The sequence below is a fragment of the Sphingomonas pollutisoli genome (assembly GCF_029167165.1).
Lineage (GTDB): Bacteria > Pseudomonadota > Alphaproteobacteria > Sphingomonadales > Sphingomonadaceae > Sphingomonas > Sphingomonas pollutisoli.
Genome location: NZ_JARFNJ010000001.1, coordinates 454448 through 466305, shown reverse-complemented (window position 1 = coordinate 466305; position 11858 = coordinate 454448). Strand labels below are relative to the sequence as shown.

Below are 11858 nucleotides of genomic sequence, written 5' to 3'. Positions count from 1 at the left end.
CGCGGCATGAGTGGCGTTCTTGCGCGGTACACCGCGCTCGTTGCCTCGGGCGAGTTGCGCGTCGATGCCGAACAGGCGGCGGTGGCGGCGCGACTCGACTCGCTCGCGACCGAGCTCGAGGCGGTGCCCAAGCGCGGTTCGACGCTGTGGAAGATGCTCGGGCGCAAGCCCGATCCGGTGCGCGGCCTCTATATCTGGGGCGGGGTCGGGCGCGGCAAGTCGATGCTGATGGACCTGTTCTTCGACAGCCTCGCGATCCGCCGCAAGCGCCGCGTGCATTTTTCCGAATTCATGCTCGAAGTGCATCGTCGCATCGCCGCCGAGCGCGCGAAGGAAGTCGGCGATCCGATCGTGCCCGCCGCGCGCGCGATCGCCGAGGAGACGCGCGTGCTCGCCTTCGACGAGATCATGGTGACCAACAGCCCCGACGCGATGATCCTGTCGCGGCTGTTCACGCAATTGCTGGCCGAAGGCGTGACGGTGGTGACCACCTCCAACCGGCGCCCGAGCGACCTCTACAAGAACGGGCTCAACCGCGAGCATTTCCTGCCCTTCATCGATCTGATCGAGCAGCGGATGGACGTGCTGACGCTCAACGGACCGGTGGATTACCGGCGCGACCGGCTCGGCAAGATCGACACCTGGCTGGTGCCCAATGGCCCGAAGGCAACCGCGTTGCTGTCGGGCGATTTCTTCCGCCTCACCGACTTTCCGGTCGAGGACCGCGCGCACGTGCCCGCCGAGGACATACCGGTCGAGGGCGGGCGCACGCTGCATGTGCCCAAGAGCATCAAGGGCGTCGCGGTGTTCTCGTTCAAGCGGCTGTGCGGCGAGGCGCGCGGCGCGGCGGATTACCTTGCGGTGGCGCGGCGCTATCATACCGTGATCCTCGTCGGCATCCCCAAGCTGGGGCCGGAGAACCGCAACGAGGCGGCGCGCTTCGTCGCGCTGATCGACGCTTTGTACGAGCATAAGGTCAAGTTGCTCGCGGCGGCGGATGCCGAGCCGGATCGGCTATACGAGAAAGGCGACGGCCGCTTCGAGTTCGAGCGCACGGTGAGCCGGCTCGAGGAGATGCAGTCGGACGACTATCTCGCGCAGGGGCATGGCTCGGCGGGAAGTTGAGGCGCGCCGGGCGGCTGTGGTCGCCCGCCGCAGTCGATCACGATCGATGCTTCAAGGCGTGTATTGCGGCACGCCGTCGTCATCATCCCAAGGTGGGTAGACGATCGGCTTGTCGCCGAAATGCCGAGCCACGATACGGGCGCGTCGGTCCAGACTGCCCTCGTCGGGGCCGACGGGCGGAATTTCGTCTGGATAGGTGTAGGTCGCGTTGAAGGTGTCGCCGCGGATCACGTATTCGATCTCCGCCCATCGTGGCTCGGATGTTTGTGTTTCCCATAAATCCAGCAGCGCATCGCCGATACGATCCAGGTCGGGGCGACGGTACAGGATGTGGTTGCCCCGATCCTTGAAGATCGAGGGTGCCACCATGTTATGGTCCAGTTGGGCGTAGAGCAGCGTTCCGTCCAAGGGATATTCGGTGTCTTCCGCGAGGAGGTGGCCGATCTGAGTGAGCAGGCTTTGCGTCTCATCGTTTGCCACGGCTAATCCCTTTACATGCGTTTGGGAGCTTCAGACTTTCTGGTCGGCAGTTGATCGTGAACAAGACGTCCACGGCGGACGTCGCTTCGACATGCCGACTCCTGTCCCTGAGTGTCCGGAACATTTGGGAAACATTGTCCAGCCTGTCAATTTGCGTGCGGCGATCGATCGGCGTGGCTAACGTATGACGCCGTCGTGAAGGAGGATCGCCATGCTCGTCGCCACCACCGAAAACGTCCCCGGCCATGCCGTCCGTGCAACGCTCGGCCCTGTGTTCGGGGTCGTCGTGCGCAGTCGCGGACTGGGCGGGAACATCACCGCGAGCCTGCGCTCGATCGTCGGCGGGGAAATCCCCGAATATACCCGGCTGATCGAAGATACGCGCCGTCACGCGATCGACCGGATGGTGCAGAACGCGACGGTGATGGGCGCCAACGCCATCGTGATGATGCGGTTCGACTCGGGCGAGATCGCGCAGTCGATGAACGAGGTGGTCGCGTATGGCACCGCCGTCATCCTCGATCCGGCGCCCGAGTGATGCTGCGCGTGTTCGTGACGGTGGCGGCGATGGTGGCGTTCACCGTGGCGCTGGTCGTGGCCGCGTTCGCGCCCACGCAATGGCCGGCGGTGATCTGGACCGGGGCGGTGCTGGCGGGGGTGGTGTTCGAACGCGCGCGCTATGGCGCGGCGCGCGAGCGGCCGGCGGATGGCGACTGGCGCGAAACGCCGGAGCGGTTCATCGATGACGCGTCGGGCAGGGTGATGGTGGTGTGGGTCAGTCCGAGCAGCGGCGAGCGCCGCTACGTCCTTGAGGGCGACTCTGTTAATGCACCTACGAATGAATTGCAATAATAAGCTACGCGGGGAATCCTTTAGCGGTTGCCCTCGCGCGCAATCCGGCCTAAGCCGCGCCGCGTCAGATGGCATAAGGCCGCGCGCGCGGCCCGTAACGATCCGGAAAGGATGACAATGGCCCGCAAGAAGATCGCGCTCATCGGCGCAGGCAATATCGGCGGCACGCTCGCCCATCTCGCCGCGCTGAAGTCCCTTGGTGATATCGTCCTGTTCGACGTGGTCGAGGGCGTTCCGCAGGGCAAGGCGCTCGATCTCACCCAGTGCGCGCCGGTCGAAGGCTTCGACGCCAAGATCATCGGCACCAACGATTATGCCGATATCGCGGGCGCGGACGTTATCATCGTCACCGCCGGCGTCGCCCGCAAGCCGGGCATGAGCCGCGACGATCTGCTCGGCATCAACCTCAAGGTGATGAAGTCGGTCGGCGAGGGCATCAAGGCCAATGCGCCGGACGCCTTCGTGATCTGCATCACCAATCCGCTCGACGCGATGGTGTGGGCGCTGCGCGAATTCTCCGGCCTGCCGCACGAGAAGGTGGTCGGCATGGCCGGCGTGCTCGACTCGTCGCGCTTCTCGGCGTTCCTCGCCGAAGAGTTCCAGGTCTCGATCAAGGACGTCACCAGCTTCGTGCTCGGCGGCCACGGCGACACGATGGTGCCGGTGATCGAATATTCGACCGTGTCGGGCATCCCGATCCCCGATCTCATCAAGATGGGCCGTTCGACGCAGGAGAAGATCGACGCGATCGTCAAGCGCACGCGCGGCGGCGGCGGCGAGATCGTCGCGCTGCTCAAGACCGGCTCGGCTTTCTACGCGCCCGCGACCAGCGCGATCGCGATGGCCGAGAGCTACCTCTACGATCAGAAGCGCGTGCTGCCGGCGGCGGTGCATCTGACCGGCCAGTACGGCGTCGACAACCTCTATGTCGGCGTGCCCTGCGTGATCGGCGCGGGCGGCGTCGAGCAGGTCGTCGAGATCGCGCTGTCGGACGAGGCCAAGGCCAACCTCGACGTTTCGGTCGATGCGGTCAAGGAACTGCTGGTCGCCTGCAAGGCGATCGACCCCTCGCTCAATTGATTGACCTCCGGCGGCGCGGAAGCTCTCCGCGCCGTGTCCTCGTTTCAGGGAAAAGTGCCGCATGAGCATTCTCGTCGACAAGAATACCAAGGTCATCACGCAGGGCATGACCGGTGAGACCGGCAGCTTCCACACGCAGACCGCGCTCGCCTATGGCACGCAGATGGTCGGCGGCGTGACGCCGGGCAAGGGCGGCACCACCCATCTCGACCTGCCGGTGTTCGACACCGTGCTCGAGGCCAAGACCAAGACCGGCGCCGACGCGTCGGTGATCTACGTGCCGCCGCCCTTCGCGGCCGACTCGATCCTCGAAGCGATCGACGCCGAGATCCCGCTGATCGTCGCGATCACCGAAGGCATTCCGGTGCTCGACATGGTCAAGGTCAAGCGCGCGCTGTCGGGCTCCAAGTCGCGGCTGATCGGCCCGAACTGCCCGGGCGTGCTGACGCCGGGCGAGTGCAAGATCGGCATCATGCCGGGCAACATCTTCTCCAAGGGCTCGGTGGGCGTTGTTTCGCGCTCGGGCACGCTTACCTATGAGGCGGTGTTTCAGACCACCAACGCGGGTCTCGGCCAGACCACGGCGGTCGGCATCGGTGGCGATCCGGTCAACGGCACGAACTTCATCGACGTGCTCGAACTGTTCCTCGCCGACGACGCCACGCAGTCGATCATCATGATCGGCGAGATCGGCGGCTCGGCCGAAGAGGAAGCCGCGCAGTTCCTGCGCGACGAGGCCAAGCGTGGCCGCAAGAAGCCGATGGCTGGCTTCATCGCGGGCCGCACCGCGCCTCCCGGGCGTCGCATGGGCCATGCCGGTGCGATCGTCTCGGGCGGCCAGGGCGGCGCCGAGGACAAGATCGCGGCGATGGAAGCCGCCGGCATCAAGGTGGCGGACAGCCCCTCGCTGCTCGGCGAGACTTTGGTCGCGGTGCTGAAGGGCTAACCCTAAACCCTTCTCCCCTTGTGGGAGAAGGTGGCCCGAAGGGCCGGATGAGGGGGATAGGCGGTACGTCCGTTCCCCCTCACCCTCCCAAGCTTCGCTTGGGCCCCTCCCTCTCCCACAAGGGGAGAGGGGAAGAAGGACGAAGACTATGGGCTACGAAGGCCAGGATTTCGGTGATATCGCAGCCGGGGTGAGCCCGGCGTTCATCGAGACGCTCTACACGCGCTACAAGACCTCCCCCGAAAGCGTCGAGCCGGCATGGCGTGGCCTGTTCGACGGTCTCGACGGCATCGCGCAGAACCCGAGCTGGGAGCGTGCGAACTGGCCGCTCACCAGCACCGACGATCTCACCGCGGCGCTCGACCCGACGCAGATGGAAGCGGCTCCCAAGCCCGCCAAGGGTGGCGCCAAGCCCGCCGCCGCGCCGGCCGCCGCACCCGCTTCGCAAGCCGACATCGTCCGCGCCGCCGCCGATTCGATCCGCGCGATGCTGCTGGTCCGCACCTACCGCGTGCGCGGTCACCTCGCCGCGACGCTCGATCCGCTCGGCCTGTCCTCGCGCGAACTGCCCGCCGACCTCACGCCGGAGTATCACGGCTTCTCGGGCGCCGATCTTGACCGCAAGGTCTATATGGGCGGTACGCTCGGCATGGAATGGGCGACCGTCCGCGACATCGTCGCGACGCTGCGCGCCAATTACTGCGGCAATGTCGGCCTTGAATATATGCACATCGCCGATGTCGAGGAGCGCCGCTTCCTCCAGGAGCGGATGGAGGGCCAGGACAAGGCGATCGAATTCACCGAGATCGGCAAGAAGGCGATCCTCAACAAGGTGATCGAAGCCGAGCAGTGGGAGCGCTTCTGCGGCAAGAAGTACGTCGGCACAAAGCGCTTCGGCCTCGACGGCGGCGAGAGCATGATCCCGGCGCTGGAAAGCGTCATCAAATATGGCGGCGCGCTTGGCGTGCGCGAGATCGTGTTCGGCATGGCGCATCGCGGCCGGTTGAACGTGCTGTCGAACGTGATGGCCAAGCCGTTCCGCGTGATCTTCCACGAATTCGGCGGCGGTTCGGACAATCCCGACGATGTCGCCGGTTCGGGCGACGTGAAATACCATCTCGGCACCTCGACCGACCGCGAGTTCGACGGGATCAGCGTGCATATGTCGCTGGTCGCCAACCCGTCGCACCTCGAGGCGGAAGATCCCGTCGTCCTGGGTAAAACGCGCGCGATTCAGACGATCTCCAACGATCTCGAGACGCACACCGCCTCGCTGCCGGTGTTGATCCACGGCGACGCCGCCTTCGCGGGGCAGGGCATCGTCTGGGAGTGCCTCGGCTTCTCGGGGATTCGCGGCTACAACACCGGCGGCTGCGTCCACTTCATCATCAACAACCAGGTCGGTTTCACCACCTCGCCGCAGTTCGCGCGGTCATCGCCCTATCCGTCGGATGTGGCGAAGGGCGTGCAGGCGCCGATCTTCCACGTCAACGGCGACGACCCCGAGGCGGTGACCTTCGCGACCAAGATGGCGATAGAGTTCCGCCAGCGCTTCCACCGCGACGTGGTGATCGACATGTGGTGCTACCGCCGCTTCGGCCACAACGAGGGCGACGAGCCGGGCTTCACCCAGCCGCTGATGTACGCCAAGATCCGCCAGCATCCGCCGGTCAGCGAAATCTACGGCGAGAAGCTGATCGCGCAGAAGGTGGTCGATCGCGCCTGGATCGACAATACGGTCAGCGAATTCACCACCTTGCTCGAAGGCGAGTTCGAGGCGGGTGCCTCATACAAGCCCAACAAGGCGGACTGGTTCGCCGGACGCTGGTCCGGGCTGCACGCGCCGGCCGATGCCGAGACCGCGCGGCGTAGCGTCGAGACCGGCATCGAACAGAAATTGTTCGACTCGATCGGGCGCACCCTCACCACGGTCCCCGAGAACATCACGATCCACAAGACGCTCGCGCGCGTGCTCGACGCCAAGCGCGAGATGTTCAAGAGCGGCGCGAATTTCGACTGGGCGACCGGCGAGGCGCTCGCCTTCGGTTCGTTGCTGTCCGAGGGCTATGGCGTGCGTCTGTCGGGGCAGGACTCGGGGCGCGGCACGTTCAGCCAGCGGCACGCGGTGTGGACCGACCAGACCGACGAGCACAAATATCGCCCGCTCGAAACCATCCCGCACGGCCGTTTCGAGGTGCTCGACAGCCCCTTGAGCGAATATGGCGTGCTCGGTTTCGAATATGGCTATGCGCTCGCCGACCCGAAGACTTTGGTGATCTGGGAAGCGCAGTTCGGCGATTTCGCCAATGGCGCGCAGATCATGATCGACCAGTTCATCGCTTCGGGCGAGAGCAAGTGGCTTCGCGCCAACGGCCTGGTGATGCTGCTGCCGCACGGCTACGAAGGGCAGGGGCCGGAGCATAGCTCGGCGCGGATGGAGCGCTTCCTTCAGCTTTGTGCCCAGGACAATATCCAGATCGCGAACTGCACCACGCCGGCGAACTATTACCACCTGCTGCGCCGGCAGATGCACCGTCCGTTCCGCAAGCCGCTGGTCGTGTTCACGCCCAAATCGCTGCTGCGCCACAAGCTCGCGGTGTCGAAAACGGCTGACTTCCTCGGCGACAGCCACTTCAAGCGGCTGCTCTCCGATCCTTCGGCGCCGGCGGATGCCGATGTGACGCGGCTGGTGCTCTGCACCGGCAAGGTCGCCTATGATCTGATCGAGGCGCGTGACGCCGCCGAGGACAAGAACACCGCGATCGTCCGGGTCGAGCAGCTCTATCCGTTCCCGAGCGAGGCGCTGACCGCGCGGCTCAAGACCATGCCCAACCTCGAGACGGTGGTGTGGGCGCAGGAAGAGCCGAAGAACAACGGCGCGTGGTTCTTCGTCGAGCCGTTCATCGAGGCATGTCTCGGTGCGGCGGACAGCCCGGTCAAGCGGGCGCGCTACGCCGGTCGCGCGGCGGCGGCATCGCCCGCGACCGGGCTGATGAAACGCCATCTCGTCGAGCAGGGTGCGCTCGTCGCCGAGGCGCTCGGCCACAATGTGCGCGGTGAAATCCGCCGCGCGCGAAAGAACTGACGCGGCCGGCCGCCCCTTCGCCGGGGCGGCCGCCGATGGGTGAATGTGCGCACGCGACCCAGTGCGCGAACTGACCCCGGCCGCAGCCGGGAACGAGGAAGATAGCGATGGCAACCGAAGTCAAAGTCCCCGTTCTGGGCGAATCGATCACCGAAGCGACGCTGGGCGAATGGCTCAAGAAGCCGGGCGAGGCGGTCAAGGCCGATGAGCCGATCGCCAGCCTCGAGACCGACAAGGTCTCGGTCGAAGTGCCCGCGCCGGTCGCCGGGGTGATGGGGGAATGGGCGGTCAAGGTCGGCGATACCGTCGAGGTCGGCGCGATGATCGCGACGATCGAGGCGGGTGACGGCGCCGCCGCCAAGCCCGCCGCCGCGCCGGCCGCCGCACCCGCGACCGCCGGCCAGCAGGCGCCTGCGCAGCCGAGCGACACGCCCGCCGCGCTCTCGCCGTCGGTGCGCCGCGCCGTGCTCGAGACCGGGATCGATCCGTCGAACCTCAAGGGCACGGGCAAGGATGGCCGCCTGACCAAGGACGACGTGCTCGCCGCCAAGCCGGCCGCCGCGCCTGCCGCCGCCGAGCCGCTGCCGGTCGCGCCCTCGGTCGCCGCCGCGACCGGCCGCAAGGAAGAGCGCGTCCGCATGACGCGGCTGCGCCAGACGATCGCCAAACGCCTCAAGGACGCGCAGAACACCGCGGCGATGCTCACCACCTTCAACGACGTCGATATGACGGCGGTGATCGAGGCGCGCGCCAAGTACAAGGATCTGTTCGAGAAGAAGCATGGCGTCCGGCTGGGCTTCATGGGCTTCTTCACCAAGGCCGCGACGATGGCGCTGAAGGACATCCCCAGCGTCAACGCGTCGATCGAGGGCGACGAGATCGTCTATCACGATTACGCCGACATCTCGGTGGCGGTGTCGGGTCCGGGCGGCCTCGTCGTGCCGGTGATCCGCGATGCCGATCAGATGTCGGTCGCGCAGATCGAGAAGACGATCGGCGACTTCGGCAAGCGCGCGAAGGACGGCACGCTCAAGATGGACGAGATGAAGGGCGGCACCTTCACCATCTCGAACGGCGGCGTGTTCGGCTCGCTGATGTCGACCCCGATCATCAACCCGCCGCAGGCGGCGGTGCTCGGGCTGCACCGCATCGAGGAACGTCCGGTGGTGCGCGACGGTCAGGTCGTCGTGCGGCCGATGATGTATCTCGCGCTCAGCTACGATCACCGCTTGATCGACGGCCGCGAGGCGGTGACCTTCCTGGTCGCGCTGAAGAACGCGATCGAGGACCCGACGCGCATTCTGATCGACCTGTAACTATATAGACGTCGCTCCGGTGCCAAAATGTCTTTTGGGGCCGGAGCCGCTGCGCGATGTGGCGCAACACCATTGGCCGGCCCCGGCCTTCGCCGGGGCGACGGAGAAGTTAAATGGCTGAATTCGACTATGACGTTCTGGTGATCGGGTCCGGCCCCGGCGGCTATGTCGCGGCGATCCGCGCGGCGCAGCTGGGTCTGCGCACTGCGTGTGTCGAGAGCCGCGAGACGCTGGGCGGCACCTGCCTCAACGTCGGCTGCATCCCCTCCAAGGCGATGCTGCATGCGTCGGAATATTTCGACGCCGCCGCGAACGGCGCGATGGCCAAGCTCGGCATCAAGGTGACGCCCGAACTTGACCTGCCGACGATGCACGCGCAGCGGGTCGATGCGGTCAAGCAGCTCACCGGCGGCATCGAATATCTGTTCAAGAAGAACAAGGTGACGTGGCTGAAGGGTCGCGGCGCGTTCGTCGATGCGCATACCGTCCAGGTCGGCGAGCAGACCGTCACCGCCAAGGACGTGGTGATCGCGACCGGATCGTCGGTGACGCCGTTGCCGGGCGTGACGATCGACCAGAAAGTCGTGGTCGATTCAACCGGTGCGCTCGAACTTCCCATGGTGCCCGCGCATCTCGTCGTGATCGGCGGCGGCGTGATCGGGCTCGAACTGGGGTCGGTGTGGCGGCGGCTCGGCGCGAAGGTGACGGTGGTCGAGTATCTCGACCAGATCCTGCCGGGCTTCGACGGCGATGTCCGCAAGGAAGCCAATAAGATCTTCCGCAAGCAGGGCATCGAGTTCAAGCTGTCGACCAAGGTGACGGGCGTCACCGTCGAGGGCGACAGTGCGACGCTGACGGTTGAGCCAGCCGCCGGCGGCGCGGCCGAGACGATCTCGGCCGATGTCGTCCTGGTGTCGATCGGCCGTAAGCCGAACACCGACGGACTCGCGCTCGAGAAGGCCGGTCTCGCCACCAACGCGCGCGGGCAGATCGAGATCGATCACCGCTTCAAGACCGCGGTCGATGGCGTGTGGGCGATCGGCGACGTGGTGCCGGGGCCGATGCTCGCGCACAAGGCCGAGGACGAGGGCATCGCGGTCGCCGAGAACATCGCCGGGCAGACCGGCATCGTCAACCATGACGTGATCCCGTCGGTGGTCTATACGTGGCCCGAGATCGCGGGCGTCGGGCTGACCGAGGAAGTCGCCAAGGAACGCGGCGAGATCAAGGTCGGCAAGTTCCCGATGCTCGGCAACAGCCGCGCCAAGACCAACCACGAGCCGGACGGCTTCGTGAAGATCATCGCCGACGCCAAGAGCGACCGCGTGCTCGGCGTGTGGTGCATCGCGAGCGTTGCCGGCACGATGATCGCGCAGGCCGCGCAGGCGATGGAGTTCGGCGCGACCAGCGAGGACATCGCCTACACCTGCCACGCGCATCCGACCCATTCGGAAGCGATCAAGGAAGCGGCGATGGCGGTGCGCGGCAAGCCCATTCACATCTAAGCGCAGCTTAGATGTGAATCCAAAGGGCTTGCCCGGCCGGCGGCGCTCCAGCGCCGGCCGACGACGCGGGCTTCGCCCGCGGCGCTGACCCGAATCGTCGCCCCGGCGCAGGCCGGGGCCGGCCGAGGGCTTGGCAAGCGATCCGCCCGCAATACGGCGGCCCCGGCCTTCGCCGGGGCGACGATGATGGCGACCCCACACCAACGGGTCGCCTTGAGATCACAGCTTCCGCTGGCAGGACGGCGGCCTTACACTCCGTACCATGCACCCCGCGCTTCCCTGGCAGGTCGGTTCGATCCTTCCGTGGCTCGATCTGTTCGGGATCGCGGTGTTCGCCAGCACCGGCGCGCTGGCGGCGACGCAGCGCAACCAGACGCTCGTCACCGCCACCTTTTTCGCGCTCATCACCGGAGTCGGGGGCGGATCGGTGCGCGATCTGCTGATCGGCGTGCCGGTGTTCTGGGTGCATGATCCGCTCGTCGCGGGCGTGTGCCTGGGGGTGGCGGTGCTGGTGTGGTGGACGCCGGCGCGCTGGTGGAGAGGCGCGACGCTGGCGTGGCTCGATGCGGTCGGGCTGGCGGCTTATGCGGTGTTCGGCGCGGCCAAGGCGCTCGCGTTCGGGGTGCCGCCAATCCCGGCGGCGCTGATGGGAGTCGTTACCGCATGCGTCGGCGGGATCATCCGCGACGTGCTGGCGGGCGAGCCGTCGATCCTGATGCGCCCGGAACTCTACGTGACGGCGGGGGCGCTGGCGGCGGGGTCGCATGTCGCGCTGGTCGTGCTCGGCGCGCCGCCGACGGTGGCTGCGCCCGTCGCGGCGGTGGCGGGGTTCGCGCTGCGCGCGGCGGCGATCCGCTGGCGGATCGCGCTCCCCGCGTATCGGCGCGATCAGGCGACGCCGACGCCGCCCGAGAGATAATCCATCTTGCCGATGCCCACCCCCTTCATGCGCAGCAGCGCATAAGCGGTGGTGACGTGGAAGAAGAAGTTGGGCAGCGCGAAATCGGTGATGTAACTGGCCCCGGTGAAGGTGAGTTCGCTGCTCGGCAGCTTCAGGACGACCTCCGCATCCTCGCGTCCGTCGAAGCCGGCGGGATCGACGCTGTCGAGATAGGCGAGCGTCCGCGCGATCCGCGCGCGCAGCTCGGGGAGCGTCGTTTCGTCGTCGGCCATCGGCAGCGCGGGCGCGCCGCCCACGCGCATGGCGGCGAACTTGGCGGTGTCGCATGCGATCTGCACCTGACGCGGCAGCGGCGGCATGTCCTCGATCAGCCGCGCCTCGAGCAACGCCTGCGGATCGATGCCGCAATCGCTCGCCTTGACGAGCAGGTGATCGAGATTCTTGAGGCCACGCACGAAGATCGGCACGGATACGGTATAGAGGCTGAGCACGGATCGATTTCCTTCCTCGCGCGCCTTGAACCGTCCGGCGGCGCCGCGCCGACATGGGCGCGTGCCGCCGGCTCGGC

General features: G+C 66.6%; 11 protein-coding genes. 9 read left to right on the top strand and 2 right to left on the bottom strand.

The window, feature by feature from the left end:
• Positions 1-6: 6 nt before the first annotated feature.
• Positions 7-1125: a cell division protein ZapE gene (gene zapE, locus PX554_RS02175; protein ID WP_275498564.1), complete on the top strand. Its 1119-nt coding sequence runs from the start codon at positions 7-9 to the stop codon at positions 1123-1125.
• A gap of 51 nt (positions 1126-1176) precedes the next feature.
• Here zapE and PX554_RS02170 read toward each other — a convergent pair whose 3' ends face one another.
• Positions 1177-1605: a hypothetical protein gene (locus PX554_RS02170; protein WP_275498562.1), complete on the bottom strand. Its 429-nt coding sequence runs from the start codon at positions 1603-1605 to the stop codon at positions 1177-1179.
• A gap of 211 nt (positions 1606-1816) precedes the next feature.
• Between PX554_RS02170 and PX554_RS02165 the strand changes: the two genes are divergently transcribed.
• The 8 genes from PX554_RS02165 to PX554_RS02130 all read left to right on the top strand — a co-directional run bounded on the left by PX554_RS02165 (position 1817) and on the right by PX554_RS02130 (position 11308).
• Positions 1817-2143, top strand: coding sequence for a YbjQ family protein (locus PX554_RS02165; RefSeq protein WP_275498560.1), 327 nt, complete (start codon positions 1817-1819; stop codon positions 2141-2143).
• Entirely contained in the window at positions 2143-2457 is a 315-nt protein-coding gene (locus PX554_RS02160) for a hypothetical protein (RefSeq protein ID WP_275498558.1), read from the top strand. Before PX554_RS02165 ends, PX554_RS02160 begins: the two co-directional genes overlap by 1 nt.
• Before the next feature lie 117 nt (positions 2458-2574).
• Entirely contained in the window at positions 2575-3537 is a 963-nt protein-coding gene (gene mdh / locus PX554_RS02155; protein ID WP_093225131.1) for a malate dehydrogenase, read from the top strand.
• A 61-nt stretch (positions 3538-3598) separates the two neighbouring features.
• Positions 3599-4483, top strand: a complete 885-nt coding sequence (sucD, locus tag PX554_RS02150) for a succinate--CoA ligase subunit alpha (protein WP_093225133.1) — start codon at positions 3599-3601, stop codon at positions 4481-4483.
• A 148-nt stretch (positions 4484-4631) separates the two neighbouring features.
• A complete protein-coding gene (locus PX554_RS02145) occupies positions 4632-7568 on the top strand; it encodes a 2-oxoglutarate dehydrogenase E1 component (protein WP_275498555.1) in 2937 nt (978 codons plus the stop codon).
• Between the two features lie 107 nt (positions 7569-7675).
• Entirely contained in the window at positions 7676-8884 is a 1209-nt protein-coding gene (gene odhB, locus PX554_RS02140) for a 2-oxoglutarate dehydrogenase complex dihydrolipoyllysine-residue succinyltransferase (protein WP_275498554.1), read from the top strand.
• Between the two features lie 113 nt (positions 8885-8997).
• A complete protein-coding gene (gene lpdA / locus PX554_RS02135) occupies positions 8998-10389 on the top strand; it encodes a dihydrolipoyl dehydrogenase (RefSeq protein ID WP_275498552.1) in 1392 nt (463 codons plus the stop codon).
• A 262-nt stretch (positions 10390-10651) separates the two neighbouring features.
• Positions 10652-11308, top strand: coding sequence for a trimeric intracellular cation channel family protein (locus PX554_RS02130; protein ID WP_275498550.1), 657 nt, complete (start codon positions 10652-10654; stop codon positions 11306-11308).
• On the opposite strand, the gene PX554_RS02125 is transcribed toward PX554_RS02130, so the two are convergent.
• Entirely contained in the window at positions 11278-11781 is a 504-nt protein-coding gene (locus tag PX554_RS02125) for a DUF1993 domain-containing protein (RefSeq protein WP_093225140.1), read from the bottom strand. The genes PX554_RS02130 and PX554_RS02125 overlap by 31 nt on opposite strands.
• Positions 11782-11858 lie beyond the last annotated feature (77 nt).